This is a genomic window from Microcella sp., assembly GCF_025808395.1.
In the GTDB taxonomy this organism is placed as follows: domain Bacteria; phylum Actinomycetota; class Actinomycetes; order Actinomycetales; family Microbacteriaceae; genus Microcella.
Window position 1 is genome coordinate 2,356,968 of record NZ_CP075524.1, and the last position, 15,985, is coordinate 2,372,952.

Annotated in this window: 28 protein-coding genes; all 28 read left to right on the plus strand. The window is 65.4% G+C overall.

Going from position 1 to position 15,985, the window contains the following annotated elements; translation table 11 throughout:
- Nucleotides 1-9 precede the first annotated feature (9 nt).
- The 28 genes from rplC (at nucleotide 10) to KIT89_RS11590 (ending at nucleotide 15,950) form a co-directional block, all read left to right on the plus strand.
- A complete protein-coding gene (gene rplC / locus KIT89_RS11455; protein WP_297601749.1) occupies nucleotides 10-660 on the plus strand; it encodes a 50S ribosomal protein L3 in 651 nt (216 codons plus the stop codon).
- Nucleotides 660-1,313 (plus strand): 50S ribosomal protein L4, encoded by a 654-nt coding sequence (gene rplD, locus KIT89_RS11460; RefSeq protein WP_297603960.1) that lies wholly within the window; start codon nucleotides 660-662, stop codon nucleotides 1,311-1,313. Before rplC ends, rplD begins: the two co-directional genes overlap by 1 nt.
- Nucleotides 1,310-1,621, plus strand: coding sequence for a 50S ribosomal protein L23 (rplW, locus tag KIT89_RS11465; protein ID WP_297601751.1), 312 nt, complete (start codon nucleotides 1,310-1,312; stop codon nucleotides 1,619-1,621). The genes rplD and rplW overlap by 4 nt, the downstream gene beginning before the upstream one ends.
- A 19-nt stretch (nucleotides 1,622-1,640) precedes the next feature.
- Nucleotides 1,641-2,480 carry a 50S ribosomal protein L2 gene (rplB, locus tag KIT89_RS11470; protein ID WP_297601754.1) on the plus strand — a complete coding sequence of 280 codons (840 nt, stop codon included), beginning with the start codon at nucleotides 1,641-1,643 and terminating at the stop codon, nucleotides 2,478-2,480.
- A gap of 12 nt (nucleotides 2,481-2,492) precedes the next feature.
- A complete protein-coding gene (gene rpsS, locus KIT89_RS11475; RefSeq protein WP_297601756.1) occupies nucleotides 2,493-2,774 on the plus strand; it encodes a 30S ribosomal protein S19 in 282 nt (93 codons plus the stop codon).
- A gap of 27 nt (nucleotides 2,775-2,801) precedes the next feature.
- Nucleotides 2,802-3,203 (plus strand): 50S ribosomal protein L22, encoded by a 402-nt coding sequence (gene rplV / locus KIT89_RS11480; protein ID WP_297601759.1) that lies wholly within the window; start codon nucleotides 2,802-2,804, stop codon nucleotides 3,201-3,203.
- A 2-nt stretch (nucleotides 3,204-3,205) separates the two neighbouring features.
- Nucleotides 3,206-3,979 carry a 30S ribosomal protein S3 gene (gene rpsC / locus KIT89_RS11485; RefSeq protein WP_297601761.1) on the plus strand — a complete coding sequence of 258 codons (774 nt, stop codon included), beginning with the start codon at nucleotides 3,206-3,208 and terminating at the stop codon, nucleotides 3,977-3,979.
- 5 nt (nucleotides 3,980-3,984) lie between these two features.
- On the plus strand, nucleotides 3,985-4,404 hold the full coding sequence (rplP, locus tag KIT89_RS11490; protein WP_297601763.1) for a 50S ribosomal protein L16: 420 nt from the start codon (nucleotides 3,985-3,987) through the stop codon (nucleotides 4,402-4,404).
- Nucleotides 4,404-4,739 (plus strand): 50S ribosomal protein L29, encoded by a 336-nt coding sequence (gene rpmC, locus KIT89_RS11495; RefSeq protein ID WP_297601765.1) that lies wholly within the window; start codon nucleotides 4,404-4,406, stop codon nucleotides 4,737-4,739. Before rplP ends, rpmC begins: the two co-directional genes overlap by 1 nt.
- A complete protein-coding gene (gene rpsQ, locus KIT89_RS11500; protein WP_297601767.1) occupies nucleotides 4,739-5,059 on the plus strand; it encodes a 30S ribosomal protein S17 in 321 nt (106 codons plus the stop codon). Before rpmC ends, rpsQ begins: the two co-directional genes overlap by 1 nt.
- Nucleotides 5,060-5,091: 32 nt before the next feature.
- On the plus strand, nucleotides 5,092-5,460 hold the full coding sequence (rplN, locus tag KIT89_RS11505) for a 50S ribosomal protein L14 (protein WP_293170054.1): 369 nt from the start codon (nucleotides 5,092-5,094) through the stop codon (nucleotides 5,458-5,460).
- A gap of 3 nt (nucleotides 5,461-5,463) precedes the next feature.
- Complete coding sequence (rplX, locus tag KIT89_RS11510; RefSeq protein WP_297601769.1) at nucleotides 5,464-5,823, plus strand: 50S ribosomal protein L24; 360 nt, start codon at nucleotides 5,464-5,466, stop codon at nucleotides 5,821-5,823.
- The gene (gene rplE / locus KIT89_RS11515) at nucleotides 5,823-6,428 is read left to right on the plus strand and encodes a 50S ribosomal protein L5 (RefSeq protein WP_297601771.1); all 606 of its coding nucleotides are present in this window, start codon (nucleotides 5,823-5,825) and stop codon (nucleotides 6,426-6,428) included. Before rplX ends, rplE begins: the two co-directional genes overlap by 1 nt.
- 90 nt (nucleotides 6,429-6,518) lie before the next feature.
- Nucleotides 6,519-6,917 carry a 30S ribosomal protein S8 gene (rpsH, locus tag KIT89_RS11520; RefSeq protein WP_297601773.1) on the plus strand — a complete coding sequence of 133 codons (399 nt, stop codon included), beginning with the start codon at nucleotides 6,519-6,521 and terminating at the stop codon, nucleotides 6,915-6,917.
- Between the two features lie 6 nt (nucleotides 6,918-6,923).
- On the plus strand, nucleotides 6,924-7,460 hold the full coding sequence (rplF, locus tag KIT89_RS11525) for a 50S ribosomal protein L6 (protein ID WP_297601775.1): 537 nt from the start codon (nucleotides 6,924-6,926) through the stop codon (nucleotides 7,458-7,460).
- Nucleotides 7,461-7,462: 2 nt separating this feature from the next.
- Complete coding sequence (gene rplR, locus KIT89_RS11530) at nucleotides 7,463-7,834, plus strand: 50S ribosomal protein L18 (RefSeq protein ID WP_297601777.1); 372 nt, start codon at nucleotides 7,463-7,465, stop codon at nucleotides 7,832-7,834.
- A gap of 23 nt (nucleotides 7,835-7,857) precedes the next feature.
- The gene (gene rpsE, locus KIT89_RS11535; RefSeq protein WP_293170042.1) at nucleotides 7,858-8,520 is read left to right on the plus strand and encodes a 30S ribosomal protein S5; all 663 of its coding nucleotides are present in this window, start codon (nucleotides 7,858-7,860) and stop codon (nucleotides 8,518-8,520) included.
- Nucleotides 8,520-8,705, plus strand: coding sequence for a 50S ribosomal protein L30 (gene rpmD, locus KIT89_RS11540; protein WP_293170040.1), 186 nt, complete (start codon nucleotides 8,520-8,522; stop codon nucleotides 8,703-8,705). Before rpsE ends, rpmD begins: the two co-directional genes overlap by 1 nt.
- A 224-nt stretch (nucleotides 8,706-8,929) precedes the next feature.
- Entirely contained in the window at nucleotides 8,930-9,493 is a 564-nt protein-coding gene (gene rplO, locus KIT89_RS11545) for a 50S ribosomal protein L15 (protein WP_367275890.1), read from the plus strand.
- A gap of 113 nt (nucleotides 9,494-9,606) precedes the next feature.
- A complete protein-coding gene (secY, locus tag KIT89_RS11550) occupies nucleotides 9,607-10,932 on the plus strand; it encodes a preprotein translocase subunit SecY (RefSeq protein ID WP_297601781.1) in 1,326 nt (441 codons plus the stop codon).
- Nucleotides 10,929-11,519: an adenylate kinase gene (locus tag KIT89_RS11555; protein WP_297601782.1), complete on the plus strand. Its 591-nt coding sequence runs from the start codon at nucleotides 10,929-10,931 to the stop codon at nucleotides 11,517-11,519. Before secY ends, KIT89_RS11555 begins: the two co-directional genes overlap by 4 nt.
- Nucleotides 11,520-11,697: 178 nt before the next feature.
- Nucleotides 11,698-11,919 (plus strand): translation initiation factor IF-1, encoded by a 222-nt coding sequence (gene infA, locus KIT89_RS11560; protein ID WP_021759551.1) that lies wholly within the window; start codon nucleotides 11,698-11,700, stop codon nucleotides 11,917-11,919.
- A gap of 72 nt (nucleotides 11,920-11,991) precedes the next feature.
- Complete coding sequence (gene rpmJ, locus KIT89_RS11565; RefSeq protein ID WP_047561540.1) at nucleotides 11,992-12,105, plus strand: 50S ribosomal protein L36; 114 nt, start codon at nucleotides 11,992-11,994, stop codon at nucleotides 12,103-12,105.
- 141 nt (nucleotides 12,106-12,246) lie between these two features.
- The gene (gene rpsM / locus KIT89_RS11570; RefSeq protein ID WP_297601789.1) at nucleotides 12,247-12,621 is read left to right on the plus strand and encodes a 30S ribosomal protein S13; all 375 of its coding nucleotides are present in this window, start codon (nucleotides 12,247-12,249) and stop codon (nucleotides 12,619-12,621) included.
- A gap of 47 nt (nucleotides 12,622-12,668) precedes the next feature.
- Nucleotides 12,669-13,067: a 30S ribosomal protein S11 gene (gene rpsK, locus KIT89_RS11575; protein WP_047561544.1), complete on the plus strand. Its 399-nt coding sequence runs from the start codon at nucleotides 12,669-12,671 to the stop codon at nucleotides 13,065-13,067.
- Between the two features lie 166 nt (nucleotides 13,068-13,233).
- Nucleotides 13,234-14,223, plus strand: coding sequence for a DNA-directed RNA polymerase subunit alpha (locus KIT89_RS11580; protein ID WP_297601792.1), 990 nt, complete (start codon nucleotides 13,234-13,236; stop codon nucleotides 14,221-14,223).
- 55 nt (nucleotides 14,224-14,278) lie between these two features.
- Nucleotides 14,279-14,857, plus strand: a complete 579-nt coding sequence (gene rplQ / locus KIT89_RS11585; protein WP_297601795.1) for a 50S ribosomal protein L17 — start codon at nucleotides 14,279-14,281, stop codon at nucleotides 14,855-14,857.
- Between the two features lie 64 nt (nucleotides 14,858-14,921).
- Entirely contained in the window at nucleotides 14,922-15,950 is a 1,029-nt protein-coding gene (locus KIT89_RS11590; RefSeq protein WP_297601798.1) for a GNAT family N-acetyltransferase, read from the plus strand.
- Nucleotides 15,951-15,985 lie beyond the last annotated feature (35 nt).

A 15,985-nucleotide genomic window follows, 5' to 3' on the forward strand; every position in this document is an offset into this window, starting at 1 on the left:
ATCCGGGACATGTCTGCAATCAAGACGACCAAGGGTCTGCTGGGCACGAAGCTCGGCATGACGCAGGTCTGGGACGAGAACAACAAGCTCGTGCCCGTCACCGTCGTGGAAATCGCTCCGAACGTGGTGACCCAGGTGCGCACGCCCGAGGTCGACGGCTACTCCGCCGTTCAGATCGCCTACGGCGCCATCGACCCGCGCAAGGTCACCAAGCCGCTCACCGGCCACTTCGAGAAGGCCGGCAGCACGCCTCGCCGTCACCTCACCGAAGTGCGCACCGCTGACGCCTCCGAGTACACCGCCGGCCAGCAGCTCAGTGTCGACATCTTCGAGGCCGGTCAGCTGGTCGACGTCGTCGGCACGAGCAAGGGCAAGGGCTTCGCCGGTGTCATGAAGCGTCACAACTTCAAGGGCGTCTCGGCGTCGCACGGTTCGCACCGCAACCACCGCAAGCCGGGCTCGATCGGCGCATCGTCGACCCCCAGCCGTGTCTTCAAGGGCATGCGCATGGCCGGCCGCATGGGTGGCGACCGTGTCACCGTGCTCAACCTCAAGGTTCACTCGGTCGACCTCGAGAAGGGACTGCTGCTCGTCAAGGGCGCGGTTCCCGGTGCTCGTGGCCGACTCGTCTTCGTCCGCAACGCCGTGAAGGGAGCGTAATCGCCATGGCAACCACGCTCGACGTTCTCGACGCCTCAGGCAAGAAGACCGGCTCGGTCGACCTGCCTCCTGCCGTCTTCGACGTGTCTACCAATGTTCCGCTGCTGCACCAGGTCGTCGTCGCGCAGCTCGCCGCCGCCCGTCAGGGCACGCACTCGACCAAGGGTCGTGGCGAGGTCTCGGGTGCCGGCCGCAAGCCGTTCAAGCAGAAGGGCACCGGCCGCGCTCGTCAGGGCTCGATCCGTGCACCTCAGATGACCGGTGGTGGCATCGTGCACGGCCCGACCCCGCGCAACTACGCTCAGCGCACCCCCAAGAAGATGATCGCCGCAGCGCTGCTGGGTGCCATCTCTGACCGGGCTCGCGGAGAGCGGCTGCACGTCGTCGAGTCGTTCGGCACCGACGTGCCGTCGACGAAGGCGGCGGCATCCGTCATCGAGCTGCTCACCACGGGCCGCAACGTGCTCGTCGTGATCGAGCGCGACGACGAGGTCAACCTCAAGAGCGTGCGCAACCTCAAGAACCTGCACGTGATCACCCCTGACCAGCTGAACGCATACGACGTTCTCGTCAGCGACGACATCGTGTTCACGAAGGCGGCATTCGACACCTTCGTCAACGCGAAGACGAAGAAAGAAGAGGTGGAGGCATGAGCATCCACGCCGCCGCGCAGAACAAAGACCCGCGCGACATCATCATCGCCCCGGTCGTGAGCGAGAAGAGCTACGCGCTCATCGACGACGGCAAGTACACCTTCGTCGTCGACCCGCGCGCCAACAAGACCGAGATCAAGCTCGCCATCGAGAAGATCTTCAACGTCAAGGTGGCCACGGTGAACACGCTCAACCGTCAGGGCAAGACTCGCCGCACCCGCTTCGGCACCGGCAAGCGCAAAGACACCAAGCGCGCCATCGTCACGCTGAAGTCGGGCTCCATCGACATCTTCACGGCCGTCGGCTAGGCACGAAGGAACAACGACAATGGCTATTCGCAAATACAAGCCCACGACGCCGGGTCGTCGCGGTTCTTCGGTGGCAGACTTCGCCGAGATCACGCGCTCGACCCCTGAGAAGTCGCTGCTGAAGCCGCTGCCCAAGACGGGTGGTCGCAACAACTCTGGCCGCATCACGACGCGTCACATCGGTGGAGGCCACAAGCGCCAGTACCGCATGATCGACTTCCGTCGCAACGACAAAGATGGCGTCAACGCCAAGGTCGCCCACATCGAGTACGACCCGAACCGCACGGCGCGCATCGCTCTGCTGCACTTCGTCGACGGCACCAAGCGCTACATCCTGGCGCCGAACAAGCTGTCGCAGGGCGACATCGTCGAATCGGGCCCCTCGGCCGACATCAAGCCGGGCAACAACCTGCCGCTGCGCAACATCCCCGTCGGCACGGTCATCCACGCCATCGAGCTGCGCCCCGGTGGCGGCGCGAAGATGGCGCGCTCGGCCGGCGCCTCGGTGCGACTCGTCGCGAAAGACGGCCCGTACGCTCAGCTGCGTCTGCCGTCTGGCGAGATCCGCAACGTCGATGCACGCTGCCGCGCGACGGTCGGCGAGGTCGGCAACGCCGAGCAGTCGAACATCAACTGGGGCAAGGCAGGGCGCATGCGCTGGAAGGGCGTTCGCCCGACCGTGCGTGGTGTCGCCATGAACCCGGTCGACCACCCGCACGGTGGTGGTGAGGGCAAGACCAGTGGTGGTCGTCACCCGGTGAGCCCCTGGGGCCAGTCGGAAGGCCGCACTCGTAGTCGCAAGAAAGCGAGCGACAAGCTCATCGTCCGTCGCCGCACCGCTGGCAAGAAGCGCAAGTAGGAGTCGAGAACAATGCCTCGCAGTCTCAAAAAGGGTCCGTTCGTTGATGACCACCTGCTTCGCAAGGTGTTCGCGCAGAACGAGGCCAAGAGCAAGAACGTCATCAAGACCTGGTCACGTCGTTCGATGATCGTGCCGGCCATGCTCGGCCACACGATCGCCGTGCACGACGGTCGCAAGCACATCCCCGTGTTCGTGACCGAGACCATGGTCGGTCACAAGCTGGGCGAGTTCGCGCCCACCCGCACCTTCCGCGGTCACGAGAAGGACGACAAGAAGGGTCGTCGCCGGTAACCCGGCGGCGTGAAGAGGAGTAAAGACATGGTGGAGTCGATCGCCCGCGTGCGACACATCCGCGTGACGCCTCAGAAGGCTCGTCGCGTCGTCGACCTGATCCGCGGCAAGCAGGCCCTCGAGGCTCTTGCCATCCTGAAGTTCGCGCCCCAGGGTGCGAGCGAGCCCGTCTACAAGCTCGTCGCGTCGGCCATGGCCAACGCGCGAGTGAAGGCAGACGCTGCGAACACCTTCCTCGACGAGCAAGACCTCTACGTGTCTCGCGCCTTCGTCGACGAGGGAGCCACCCTCAAGCGGTTCCAGCCGCGAGCCCAGGGTCGCGCGTTCCGCATTCTCAAGCGCACCAGCCACATCACCGTCGTGCTTGCCACGCCCGACGAACTGGTCGCAGCGGGCTCGAGCACCGGCAAGAAGAAGGCGAGCAAGTAGTCATGGGCCAGAAAGTCAATCCTTACGGTTTCCGTCTCGGAATCACCACCGACCACGTGTCGCGCTGGTTCTCTGACAGCACGAAGCCCGGTCAGCGGTATTCCGACTACGTGGCAGAAGACGTCAAGATTCGTCGGATGCTCACCACGAGCCTCGACCGCGCCGGCGTCGCCCGCATCGAGATCGAGCGCACCCGTGACCGGGTTCGCGTCGACATTCACACCGCCCGCCCCGGCATCGTCATCGGCCGCCGAGGCGCAGAGGCCGAGCGCATCCGCGCCGACCTCGAGAAGCTCACGGGCAAGCAGATTCAGCTCAACATTCTCGAGGTCAAGAACCCCGAGGCCGAGGCGCAACTCGTCGCCCAGGGCATCGCCGAGCAGCTGAGCGCCCGCGTGGCCTTCCGCCGCGCGATGCGCAAGGGGCTCCAGGGTGCTCAGCGCGCCGGCGCCAAGGGTGTTCGCATTCAGGTGTCTGGTCGACTCGGCGGCGCTGAGATGAGCCGGTCAGAGTTCTACCGCGAAGGCCGTGTGCCGCTGCACACCCTGCGCGCGAACATCGACTACGGCTTCTACGAGGCCAAGACGACGTTCGGCCGCATCGGTGTCAAGGTGTGGATCTACAAGGGCGACATCACCAACAAAGAACTCGCTCGCGAGCAGGCGAACCAGAAGTCGTCGCGCCCCGAGCGTCGTGATTCCGACCGCGGTCCCCGTCGTGATGGTGGCCGCCCGGCCACCGCCGCGGCGCCCGTCGCGGCCGGAGCGGAAGGCTAGAGACAATGCTTATTCCCCGCAAGGTCAAGTTCCGGAAGCAGCACCACCCCAAGCGGAGTGGTCACGCGACCGGTGGCACCGAGGTCTCGTTCGGCGAGTTCGGCATCCAGGCCCTCACCCCGGCCTACGTCACGAACCGTCAGATCGAGTCGGCGCGTATCGCCATGACCCGCCACATCAAGCGTGGCGGCAAGGTGTGGATCAACATCTACCCCGACCGTCCGCTCACGAAGAAGCCTGCCGAGACCCGTATGGGTTCGGGCAAGGGTTCACCGGAGTGGTGGGTCGCCAATGTCAAGCCGGGCCGCGTCCTCTTCGAGGTCGCTGGTGTGAGCGAGGAACTCGCTCGCGAAGCCATGACCCGTGCCATTCACAAGCTGCCCCTCAAGGCACGCATCATCAAGCGCGAGGAGGGCGACGCGTAATGGCGATCGGATCGAAAGAGCTGGCACCTGTCGAGCTCGACACTTTTGAAGACGAGCGACTCGTCGACGAGCTGAAGAAGGCGAAGGAAGAACTCTTCAACCTTCGCTTCCAGGCCGCGACCGGTCAGCTCGAGAGCCACGGACGACTGCGCGCCGTCAAGCGCGACATCGCCCGCATCTACACGATCATTCGCGAGCGCGAGCTGGGCATCCGTGCCACGCCCGCCCCTCTCGAGGTTCCTGAGAAGCCGGCCAAGAAGTCGAAGGCCAAGGCCCCCGCGGCCGACGCCGAGGCCTCGGCTGAGCCCACCGACAGCACTGAGGAGAAGAACTGATGGCGACGACCGAGAAGAAGGCCGCTGCCGGCCACGAGTCGGCTGCGCACGACGTTCGCGACGAGTCGGCACGCGGGTACCGCAAGGTGCGCCGCGGCTACGTGACGAGCGACAAGATGGAGAAGACCATCGTCGTCGAGGTCGAAGACCGCGTGAAGCACCCGCTCTACGGCAAGGTCATCCGTCGCACCTCGAAGGTCAAGGCTCACGACGAGCAGAACTCCGCCGGCATCGGCGACCTCGTCCTGATCTCAGAGACCCGCCCCCTGTCCGCCACGAAGCGCTGGCGCCTCGTCGAGATTCTCGAGAAGGCCAAGTAGGCCTTCGCCTGCTTGACCACTAGGAGTAAGAAATGCTTCAGCAAGAATCCAGAGTCAAGGTTGCCGACAACACCGGCGCCAAAGAGCTCTTGACGATCCGCGTGCTGGGCGGTTCGGGTCGGCGCTACGCCGGTCTGGGCGACGTGATCGTCGCGACCGTCAAAGACGCGATCCCCGGCGGCAACGTCAAGAAGGGCGACGTCGTCAAGGCCGTCATCGTGCGCACCGTCAAGCAGACGCGGCGCTCAGACGGCTCGTACATCAAGTTCGACGAGAACGCTGCCGTGATCCTGAAGGCTGACGGAGACCCTCGCGGTACCCGCATCTTCGGCCCCGTCGGCCGTGAGCTTCGCGACAAGAAGTTCATGAAGATCGTCTCCCTCGCACCGGAGGTGCTGTAACCCATGGCCAACATCAAGAAGGGTGACCTCGTGCAGGTCATCACGGGCGCGACCGAGGCTCGCGGCGGAGACCGCGGCAAGCAGGGTCGTGTCATCGAGGTCTTCGCCGAGAAGAACCGCATCCTCGTCGAGGGCGTCAACTACGTCACCAAGCACGTTCGCGTCGGCCAGACGCAGCGCGGCACGAAGACGGGCGGCATCGAGACGCAGGAGGCGCCGATTCACATCTCGAACGTCGCACTCGTCGACCCCAAGACCAAGAAGCCCACGCGCGTCGGTTTTCGCGAAGAGACCGTCGAGAAGAACGGCGTCAAAAAGACCGTGCGTGTGCGGTACGCCAAGAAGTCAGGTGAGAAGTTCTGATGTCAACTGAAACTGCCGCGCCGGCTGGCGCTGCCTTGGCGAACAAGGTCCAGCCGCGCCTCAAGCAGAAGTACCGCTCTGAGATCCACGCTGCTCTGACCAAAGAGTTCGGCTACACCAACCCCCACCAGGTTCCCGGTCTCGTGAAGATCGTCGTGAACACCGGTGTGGGCGAGGCTGCCCGCGATTCGAAGGTCATCGACGGCGCGATCAAAGACTTGACGGCGATCACCGGGCAGAAGCCGCAGGTGACGAAGGCCCGCAAGTCGATCGCGCAGTTCAAGCTGCGTGAGGGCATGCCCATCGGCGCTCACGTCACCCTGCGCGGAGACCGTGCCTGGGAGTTCCTCGACCGACTGCTGTCGCTCGCGCTTCCGCGCATCCGCGACTTCCGCGGCCTGAGCCCCAAGCAGTTCGACGGCAACGGCAACTACACCTTCGGTCTTCAAGAGCAGAGCGTGTTCCACGAGATCGACCAGGACAAGATCGACCGCGTTCGCGGCTTCGACATCACCGTCGTCACCACGGCGAAGACTGACGATGAAGGCCGTGCTCTGCTGCGTGCCCTCGGGTTTCCCTTCACCGCGACCGACGCACCTCAGTAACACTCCACTCGGCCTTCACGGGCCACGATCGGCCAGGTCGGCCCCGGTGTACCGGGAGTCGAAACCGGACGAGAAACGGAAAACCCCATCATGACGATGACTGATCCGGTCGCAGACATGCTGACCAGACTGCGCAACGCCAACTCGGCGTTCCATGAGTCGGTGTCGCTTCCCAGCTCGAAGCTGAAGACGCACATCGCCGAGATCCTCAAGCGCGAGGGCTACATCTCTGACTGGGCCGTCGAAGACGCCCGAGTCGGCTCGACGCTGACGCTTTCGCTGAAGTACGGCCCCAACCGCGAGCGCTCGATCGCGGGCATCAAGCGGGTCTCGAAGCCCGGCCTCCGCGTGTACGCGAAGTCGACCGAGATTCCGAACGTGCTCGGCGGACTCGGTGTGGCCATCCTGTCGACTTCCTCCGGTCTGCTGACTGACCGCGAGGCGATGAAGAAGGGCGTGGGTGGGGAAGTCCTCGCCTACGTGTGGTAACTCGTCATGTCACGAATCGGACGCATGCCCATCGACATCCCCGGTGGTGTCGAGGTGAAGATCGACGGCCAGGCCGTCTCGGTCAAGGGCCCCAAGGGTGAGCTGTCGCTCACCGTGGCGAGCCCCATCGAGGTCGCCCTTGAAGACAACCAGGTCGTCGTGACGCGCCCCGACGACGAGCGCAACTCGCGCTCGTTGCACGGTCTCACGCGCACGCTCATCGCGAACCAGATCATCGGCGTCACCCAGGGCTACTCAAAGGGCCTCGAGGTCGTCGGCACCGGTTACCGCGTGCAGGCCAAGGGCGAAGGGGTCGAGTTCGCACTCGGCTTCTCGCACCCCGTCACCGTGAACCCGCCTGCGGGCATCACCTTCACGGTCGAAGGCAACAACAAGCTCACTGTCAGCGGTATCGACAAGCAGGCCGTCGGCGAGGTCGCGGCCAACATTCGCAAGATTCGCAAGCCAGAGCCCTACAAGGGCAAGGGTGTGCGGTACGCCGGCGAAGTTGTGCGCCGCAAGGCCGGAAAGGCTGGGAAGTAATCATGGGTCTCGGTACTCGAGGAAAGAGCAAGACGGCCGCTAAGGGCCGCCGTCACGCCCGGCTGCGCAAGCGCATCACGGGCACGACCGATCGTCCGCGCCTCGTGGTGACGCGTTCTGCGCGCCACGTGTTCGTTCAGATCGTCGACGACAGCAAGGGGCACACCCTTGCCAGCGCGTCGACGATGGAAGGCGACCTGCGCACGTTCGACGGAGACAAGACTGCAAAGGCACGCAAGGTGGGCGAGCTGCTCGCCGAGCGCGCGAAGAAGGCCGGTGTGGATGCTGTGGTGTTCGACCGTGGCGGCAACCGATACGCCGGTCGCGTCGCAGCGATCGCCGATGGAGCGCGAGAGGGCGGACTCAACCTGTGAGCGAGATCGAGAAGGAGCAGCCCGTGGCTGCAGAGGCCCCCGTCGAGACGGCGGCGTCGTCAGAGCCGAGCACCGAGCCCCGCGAGGCTCGTCGTGGCGGCCGCGAGCGCAGCCCGAACCGCGACCGCGGTCAGCGTGATGCCGAGAAGAGCCAGTTCCTCGAGCGGGTTGTCACCATCAACCGCGTGTCGAAGGTCGTGAAGGGTGGTCGTCGCTTCAGCTTCACCGCCCTCGTGGTCGTCGGCGACGGCAACGGCATGGTCGGAGTCGGCTACGGCAAGGCCCGTGAGGTGCCAACGGCGATCTCGAAGGGTGTCGAAGAGGCGAAGAAGAACTTCTTCCGGGTTCCTCGCGTCGCCCAGACCATCCCGCACCCTGTGCAGGGTGAGGCCGCGGCCGGTGTGGTGCTGCTGCGCCCCGCCGCTGCGGGTACCGGTGTTATCGCCGGTGGTCCCGTCCGCGCCGTGCTCGAGTGCGCCGGAATCCACGATGTGCTGAGCAAGTCGCTCGGTTCGTCGAACACGATCAACATCGTGCACGCCACGGTCGCCGCACTGCAGCAGCTCGAAGAGCCGCGCGCCGTCGCCGCTCGTCGTGGGCTCGAGTTCGAAGACGTCGCCCCGGCGCGTCTGGTGCGTGCTGAGGCGCTGGCCGCCGAAGCCGCTTCCGGAAAGGGTGGTGCGTGATGGCCGCGCAGCTCAAAGTGACCCAGATCAAGTCCGTGATCAGCGAGAAGCAGAACCAGCGCGACACGCTGCGCAGCCTCGGGCTCAAGCGCATCGGCGACATCGTCGTGCGCGAAGACACCCCGGCGAACCGCGGGTACGTGCGCACGGTCGCCCATCTGGTGACTGTCGAGGAGATTGACTAATGGCAGAAGAGAAGAAGCCCGCCGCCGACAAGGCGCCGGCGAAGAAGCCTGCGGCGGCCAAGCCCGCCGCTGAGAAGAAGCCCGCAGCGAAGAAGCCCGCAGCGAGCAAGACCGCAGCCGACTCGGCGCCGGCCAAGAAGGCTCCGGCGGCGAAAGCCGACTCGGCCGACAAGCCCGCCGCGAAGAAGCCGGCCGCGAGCAAGCCCGCTGCGGCCAAGGCTCCGGTGACCAAGGCCGCTGCTGCCAAGGCGCCCGCTGCCACGGCAGACTCGAGCGACAAGGCAACGGCGACGAAGGCTCCGGCCAAGAAGGCGCCGACGAAGAAGGCCCCAGCGGCCGACGTCGCGCGCCCTCAGGTTCTCAAGGTGCACCACCTTCGCCCGGCACCCGGGTCGAAGAAGGAGCGCACGCGCGTGGGTCGCGGTGAAGGCTCGAAGGGCAAGACCGCGGGCCGCGGAACCAAGGGAACCAAGGCTCGCTACCAGGTCAAGCCCGGATTCGAAGGCGGCAACCTGAACTCGGTGATGCGCGCACCCAAGCTGCGCGGCTTCACCAACCCGTTCCGGGTCGAGTACCAGGTCGTCAACCTCGCCGCTCTTGCGGCCCTCTACCCGAAGGGCGGCGATGTGACCATCGCCGACCTCGTGTCGAAGGGTGCTGTGCGCAAGAACGAGAAGGTCAAGGTTCTCGGCGACGGTGAGATTGCGGTTAAGCTCAACGTGACCGTCGACAAGGTCTCGCGCTCTGCTGAGCAGAAGATCGTCGCTGCCGGCGGTTCGATCCAGTAAGCGTCGGGTGGCCCTTCGGGGCCACCCTCGCTTGCGGGTCCGGCCCACTCGGGCCACAGCATCCCTTCGCCGCCGGGCGGGCGGATGCTCATGGTTTTTCTACGGGAGGTCTCGTGTTCAGAGCTATCGGGCGGATCTTCCGCACGCCCGACCTGCGCCGCAAGATTGGCTTCACCCTCGGGATCGTCGCCCTCTTCCGTCTGGGTTCTTTCATTCCCGCGCCGTTCGTCGACTTCCAGAACGTGCAGATCTGCCTCGCGGGCAATCAGGGCGCGACAGGTCTCTACCAGCTCGTCAACCTCTTCAGCGGCGGCGCACTCCTGCAGCTCTCGATCTTCGCGCTCGGCATCATGCCGTACATCACGGCGTCGATCATCACGCAGCTGCTGCGCGTCGTCATCCCGCACTTCGACACTCTTCACAAGGAGGGTCAGGCGGGTCAGGCGAAGCTGACGCAGTACACGCGGTACATGACGATCGCCCTCGCCGTGCTGCAGTCGACGACGCTCATCACGGTCGCTCGTGCCGGCGCGCTCTTCCCGACGACGAGCGGCGTGCCCCAGTGCAGCGACCTCATCACCAACGACTCGTGGTACGCGATCTTGCTCATGGTCATCACCATGACGGCGGGCACCGGTCTCATCATGTGGATGGGCGAGCTCGTCACCGAGCGCGGCATCGGCAACGGCATGTCGCTGCTGATCTTCGTCTCGATCGCTGCGACCTTCCCCTCGGCACTGTGGGCCATCGCGGTCGCCCAGGGCTTCGAGATCTTCCTGCTCGTGCTGGCCCTCGGCCTGCTCGTCATGTCTGCCGTCGTCTTCGTCGAGCAGTCGCAGCGGCGAATCCCCGTGCAGTACGCCAAGCGCATGGTCGGACGCCGCACCTACGGCGGCAACAACACCTACATTCCGATCAAGGTCAACATGGCCGGCGTCGTTCCCGTGATCTTCGCCTCGTCATTGCTCTACCTGCCCGCGCTGATCGCACAGTTCAATCAGCCGGCCGCCGGTGAGACGGCACCCGAGTGGGTCGTCTGGATTCAGAACAACCTCGTGTCGGGTGACAACCCGATCTACATGGTCGTCTACTTCTTGCTCATCGTCGGATTCACCTACTTCTACGTCGCGATCACCTTCAACCCCGAAGAGGTCGCCGACAACATGAAGAAGTACGGCGGCTTCATTCCCGGCATCCGCGCGGGTCGCCCGACGGCCGAGTACCTCGACTACGTGCTCACCCGCGTGACCCTGCCTGGCTCGCTCTACCTGGGTCTTGTGGCACTGCTGCCGCTCATCGCCTTCGCGATGGTCGGCGCGAACCAGAACTTCCCGTTCGGTGGCGCGAGCATCCTGATCATCGTCGGTGTCGGCCTCGAGACCGTCAAGCAGATCGATGCTCAGCTGCAGCAGCGGCACTACGAAGGTTTGCTGCGATGAGTTGCCGCCTGCTGCTCATCGGCCCGCCAGGGGCCGGCAAGGGCACGCAAGCGCAGCGCCTCTCGCAGGCCCTGGGTGTGCCCGCCATCTCGACCGGCGACATCTTCAGAGAGCACTTACGCAACGAGACCGAGTTGGGTCTCAAGGCGAAGGCGTTCATGGATGCCGGCAACAACGTGCCAGACAGCCTGACGAACGACCTCGTGCGCGACCGGCTCTCGCAGCCTGACGCGGCAGACGGCTTCTTGCTCGACGGCTACCCGCGCACAACCGACCAGGTGCGCGCGCTCGACGAGTACCTCGCCGAGCACCACGCAGCGATGGATGCCGTCGTCGAACTCGTCGCCCAGCCCGATGTCGTCGTCGAGCGCCTCAAGCAGCGGGCGCTCGACCAGGGCCGCGCTGACGACGACGAATCGGTCGTGCGCCACCGTTTGGCGGTCTACGCAGAGCAGACGGCTCCGCTCATCGACGTGTATGCCGAGCGCGGTCTGCTCGCGAAGGTCGACGGCATCGGCGAGATCGCCGAGGTCACCGAGCGCATCGAGCGAGAACTCGCCGCGCGCGGCATCCTCTTCACCGCCTGATCGGTTCTCGGCGCCCGACTTGCTGTCAGAGGCCTTTATCACCTAGGCTCGACCCTTGGTGCTTTCGGCACGCCTTCGGCGTGTCTCCATCACTCCCGCCGTGCAGACGGGGGCGACCAGCAGTGGCACCGAATCCGCACGACCAGTAGAGAACCCCACTTACAGCGACGAAGAGGCAATGGCCAAAAAAGACGGTGTCATCGAGATCGAAGGCTCGGTGGTCGAAGCGCTGCCCAACGCGATGTTTCGCGTCGAGCTGACCAACGGCCACAAGGTGCTCGCCCACATCTCGGGCAAGATGCGCCAGCACTACATCCGCATTCTTCCTGAAGACCGCGTGATCGTAGAGCTGAGCCCCTATGACCTGACCCGTGGCCGCATCGTCTACCGCTACAAGTAAGGGTTCGCTGCCGGATAAGGAACGGCCCGGGAAACCACCCGGCGCACGAGGCCAGCGAAAGAAAGTACAGCCATGAAGGTCAACCCCAGCGTCAAGCCCATCTGCGACAAGTGCAAGGTGATCCGCCGTCACGGCAACGTGATGGTCATCTGCGAGAACCCTCGGCACAAGCAACGGCAAGGCTGACTCGAGCCGCAGCTCGACACAGACTCACAACTGAACACACGAATCGGCAGTGCCAGACTCCGCGAGAGCGGATGACACCCCGGGCGGGAGGCCTGGGCACCGGCACTGCTCCACACCTCCCACTCACCTGAAGGAGCCATCATGGCCCGTCTTGCCGGAGTCGACATTCCGCGCGATAAGCGCGTCGAAGTCGCCTTGACCTACATCTACGGCGTTGGCCGTACCCGCTCGCTGCAGACGCTTGCCGCGACCGGAATCGACCGCAATGTGCGCGTCAAAGACCTCACCGACGATCAACTCGTCTCGCTGCGTGACCACATCGAGGGCACGTTCAAGGTCGAGGGTGATCTGCGCCGTGAGGTCGCAGCCGATATCCGCCGCAAGGTCGAGATCGGCTCGTACGAGGGAATCCGTCACCGTCGTGGCCTTCCCGTGCGCGGCCAGCGCACCAAGACCAACGCGCGCACCCGCAAGGGCCCCAAGCGCACCGTCGCCGGCAAGAAGAAGGCGCGCTAGTCCGGCCCCGCCGCGACCCGCGCAATCTACAGGTTTAGGAGAAGACCATGGCAGCACCGAAGTCGGCCGCGCGCAAGCCCCGCCGCAAAGAGAAGAAGAGCATCGCCGTCGGGCAGGCTCACATCAAGTCCACCTTCAACAACACGATCGTCTCGATCACCGACCCGAGCGGCGCAGTGATCAGCTGGGCCTCATCGGGTCAGGTCGGCTTCAAGGGCTCGCGCAAGTCGACGCCCTTCGCCGCGCAGCTCGCCGCCGAGTCGGCCGCGCGCCAGGCGCAAGAGCACGGCATGAAGAAGGTCGACGTCTTCGTCAAGGGGCCCGGTTCGGGTCGTGAGACGGCGATCCGTTCACTGCAGGCCGCTGGGCTCGAGGTGGGCTCGATCAGCGACGTGACGCCTCAGGCGCACAACGGCTGCCGCCCGCCCAAGCGTCGCCGGGTCTGACCTTCTGGCGTTTTCTGTGACGCGGTTCACAGGAGACGCGACGGAGCGCGCGTGACGCGCGCTCCATGCTGACCGCACGAACCACGACAACTCAACACTCGGCGAGCCAGCCACTCGCCGCGCCACAAGTGTCATATGGCGGACACTTTGCCGAAAGGAATCAACAGTGCTCATCGCACAACGTCCCACTCTGACCGAGGAGAGCGTCTCCGAGTTCCGGTCACGCTTCATCATCGAACCCCTCGAGCCCGGGTTCGGGTACACCCTCGGAAACTCGCTGCGCCGCACGCTGCTCTCATCGATTCCGGGTGCCGCAGTGACGAGCATCCGCATCGACGGCGTGCTGCACGAGTTCAGCACCATCACCGGTGTGAAAGAAGACGTCACCGAGATCATCTTGAACATCAAGAACCTCGTCGTCTCGAGCGAGCACGACGAGCCGATAACCGCATACTTGCGCAAGCAGGGCGCCGGCGAGGTCACGGCCGCTGACATCTCGGCCCCGGCCGGTGTCGAGATCCACAACCCCGAGCTCGTCATCGCGACCCTGAACGACAGCGCCAAGTTCGAACTCGAGCTGACCATCGAGCGCGGCCGCGGCTACGTGAGCGCGACGCAGAACCGCAGCGAGTTCAGCGAGGCCGGGCAGGTTCCGATCGACTCGATCTACTCGCCCGTGCTGAAGGTCACCTACCGTGTCGAGGCCACTCGTGCCGGTGAGCGCACCGACTTCGACCGCCTCGTCGTCGACGTCGAGTCGAAGCCGGCGATCACCCCGCGCGACGCGATCGCATCTGCGGGTCGCACGCTCGTCGAGCTGTTCGGTCTCGCTCGCGAGCTCAACACTCAGGCCGAGGGCATCGAGATCGGCCCCGCGCCGGTCGACGCGGTGCTGTCGACCGAGCTCTCGATGCCGATCGAAGACCTCGATCTCTCGGTGCGCAGCTACAACTGCCTCAAGCGCGAAGGCATCAACACGGTGAGCGAGCTCGTTGCGCTCTCAGAGACGCAGTTGATGAACATCCGCAACTTCGGCCAGAAGTCGGTTGATGAGGTCAAAGACAAGCTCGTCGAGATGGGCCTCTCGCTCAAGGACGCGGTTCCGGGCTTCGACGGTGCTCACTTCTACGGCGGCTACGACGACGAAGAGAGCTAAGGGCCTCACGGCTCTCGCTGCTTCTTCCCGACTCTGATACGAAAGAACTCACACCATGCCCCAGCCCACGAAGGGTCCCCGCCTCGGAGGCGGCCCCGCCCACGAACGCCTGCTGCTCGCCAACCTGGCGACGGCGCTGTTCACCCACAAGCGCATCACGACCACTGAGACGAAGGCGAAGCGGCTTCGTCCGCTGGCCGAGCGCCTCATCACGTTCGCGAAGCGCGGCGACCTGCACGCTCGCCGTCGCGTCATGACGGTCATTCGCGACAAGAGTGCCGTGCACGAGCTCTTCACCGAGATCGCGCCGCTCATGGCTGAGCGCGAGGGCGGCTACACGCGCATCACGAAGGTCGGGTACCGCAAGGGCGATAACGCTCCGATGGCCGTCATCGAGCTCGTGCTCGAGCCGGTGAACCCGAAGCCGAAGAGTGCGAAGAAGTCTGCGGCTGCCGCACCGGCACCCGTCGATGAGCCGGCAGACGTCACGACCGACGACGAGCCGGTGGTCGACGAGGCCGTCGCTGACGAGACCGCCACCGACGACTCCGCAGCTGACGAGGCCGCGACCGACGAGGCCGCGACCGACGAAGCAGCTGCCGATGACGTCGAGCCCGAGGCAGAGTCGAAGTAGCACTGCATCGAACGATTGCGTCACGGCCCCCGCTCAGTCGAGCGGGGGCCGTACGCTTTTCAACGTGAACCACGAACCATCTCCCGTGCGCGACCGAGTCGTCGCCCCCGCGCAACTCGACCTGCCTTCCGGGCCTGACGGCATCCACTGGCGCCCTCTCGCCGACGACGATGCTGTGCTCATCACCGATCTGTCTGAGCGCATGAGCCGCCGCGATCATCCGAGTTGGAGCGAGTCGCTCGAAGAGCTGCAAGAAGAGCTCGAGCACTCGTGGGTCGACGCCGCGCGCGACGGGGTCGTGGCCTTCGACGACTCCGGCCTGCTGCTCGCGTTCGGCCTCGTGGTCGAGCCTCCTGAACCACAGTCGATCGTGCGGGTCTTCTTGTTCGGGGGTGTCGACCCCGAGCATCGCGGCCGCGGCATCGGTCGACGGCTGCTCGAGTGGCAGAAGGGTCGCGCGCTGCAGAAGCTCGCAGAGAACGACCACCGGCTGCCCGCGTGGGTGCTGAGCTACGCGGCAGACCTCGCGCCCGAGCACGGTGCACTGCTGCGACGCAGCGGATTCGACGCCGCGCGATGGTTCACGACGCTCGAGTGCGACCTCGCGGCACCGGCCGTGCACAGCCCCGTGCCCGAGGGCGTGGTCGTCGAGCCGTTCACGGCCGAGCGCAGCGATGCTGCCCGGCTCGCGAAGAACGCGGCGTTCGCCGACCACTGGGGCAGCCAGCCTTCGACGCGCGAGCAGTGGGAGTCGATGCAGAAGCTGCCCACCTTCAGGTCAGAGCTGAGCCGGCTCGCGGTCGACGGCGACGAAGTGGTCGGGTTCGTCACGACCGAGGTGAACGAAGACGACTGGCCCCGGCTCGGAGCCAGCTCTGGCTATATCGGGCTCGTCGGCACCGTGCGCCGGTGGCGGGGCCGTGGTCTCGCGGCAGCCCTGCTGAGCGATGTTCTCGAGGCCTATCGTGCGGTCGGCCTCGAGCGTGCGGTGCTCGACGTCGACACCGACAACCCGACGGGTGCGCTGGGCGTCTACACGAGGCTCGGCTTCGCCGCGACCGCTCGCGACGTCGCCTACCGCATCGAGGTCTGACGGTCGCCGCCGTCAGGCTCGGGATGCTCGCGCGC

What these genes read in the sequence shown, in the direction of transcription:
- infA (WP_021759551.1), top strand. Translation starts at nt 11,698, where the DNA reads ATGGCCAAAAAAGACGGTGTCATCGAGATCGAAGGCTCGGTGGTCGAA.
- rpmJ (WP_047561540.1), top strand. Translation starts at nt 11,992, where the DNA reads ATGAAGGTCAACCCCAGCGTCAAGCCCATCTGCGACAAGTGCAAGGTG.
- rpsC (WP_297601761.1), top strand. Translation starts at nt 3,206, where the DNA reads ATGGGCCAGAAAGTCAATCCTTACGGTTTCCGTCTCGGAATCACCACC.
- rplC (WP_297601749.1), top strand. Translation starts at nt 10, where the DNA reads ATGTCTGCAATCAAGACGACCAAGGGTCTGCTGGGCACGAAGCTCGGC.
- rpsH (WP_297601773.1), top strand. Translation starts at nt 6,519, where the DNA reads ATGACGATGACTGATCCGGTCGCAGACATGCTGACCAGACTGCGCAAC.
- rplP (WP_297601763.1), top strand. Translation starts at nt 3,985, where the DNA reads ATGCTTATTCCCCGCAAGGTCAAGTTCCGGAAGCAGCACCACCCCAAG.
- rplX (WP_297601769.1), top strand. Translation starts at nt 5,464, where the DNA reads ATGGCCAACATCAAGAAGGGTGACCTCGTGCAGGTCATCACGGGCGCG.
- rpsS (WP_297601756.1), top strand. Translation starts at nt 2,493, where the DNA reads ATGCCTCGCAGTCTCAAAAAGGGTCCGTTCGTTGATGACCACCTGCTT.
- rplN (WP_293170054.1), top strand. Translation starts at nt 5,092, where the DNA reads ATGCTTCAGCAAGAATCCAGAGTCAAGGTTGCCGACAACACCGGCGCC.
- KIT89_RS11555 (WP_297601782.1), top strand. Translation starts at nt 10,929, where the DNA reads ATGAGTTGCCGCCTGCTGCTCATCGGCCCGCCAGGGGCCGGCAAGGGC.
- rplB (WP_297601754.1), top strand. Translation starts at nt 1,641, where the DNA reads ATGGCTATTCGCAAATACAAGCCCACGACGCCGGGTCGTCGCGGTTCT.
- rplV (WP_297601759.1), top strand. Translation starts at nt 2,802, where the DNA reads ATGGTGGAGTCGATCGCCCGCGTGCGACACATCCGCGTGACGCCTCAG.
- rpsQ (WP_297601767.1), top strand. Translation starts at nt 4,739, where the DNA reads ATGGCGACGACCGAGAAGAAGGCCGCTGCCGGCCACGAGTCGGCTGCG.
- rplW (WP_297601751.1), top strand. Translation starts at nt 1,310, where the DNA reads ATGAGCATCCACGCCGCCGCGCAGAACAAAGACCCGCGCGACATCATC.
- rpsK (WP_047561544.1), top strand. Translation starts at nt 12,669, where the DNA reads ATGGCAGCACCGAAGTCGGCCGCGCGCAAGCCCCGCCGCAAAGAGAAG.
- rplQ (WP_297601795.1), top strand. Translation starts at nt 14,279, where the DNA reads ATGCCCCAGCCCACGAAGGGTCCCCGCCTCGGAGGCGGCCCCGCCCAC.
- rpmC (WP_297601765.1), top strand. Translation starts at nt 4,404, where the DNA reads ATGGCGATCGGATCGAAAGAGCTGGCACCTGTCGAGCTCGACACTTTT.
- rplE (WP_297601771.1), top strand. Translation starts at nt 5,823, where the DNA reads ATGTCAACTGAAACTGCCGCGCCGGCTGGCGCTGCCTTGGCGAACAAG.
- rpmD (WP_293170040.1), top strand. Translation starts at nt 8,520, where the DNA reads ATGGCCGCGCAGCTCAAAGTGACCCAGATCAAGTCCGTGATCAGCGAG.
- rplR (WP_297601777.1), top strand. Translation starts at nt 7,463, where the DNA reads ATGGGTCTCGGTACTCGAGGAAAGAGCAAGACGGCCGCTAAGGGCCGC.
- rplF (WP_297601775.1), top strand. Translation starts at nt 6,924, where the DNA reads ATGTCACGAATCGGACGCATGCCCATCGACATCCCCGGTGGTGTCGAG.
- rpsM (WP_297601789.1), top strand. Translation starts at nt 12,247, where the DNA reads ATGGCCCGTCTTGCCGGAGTCGACATTCCGCGCGATAAGCGCGTCGAA.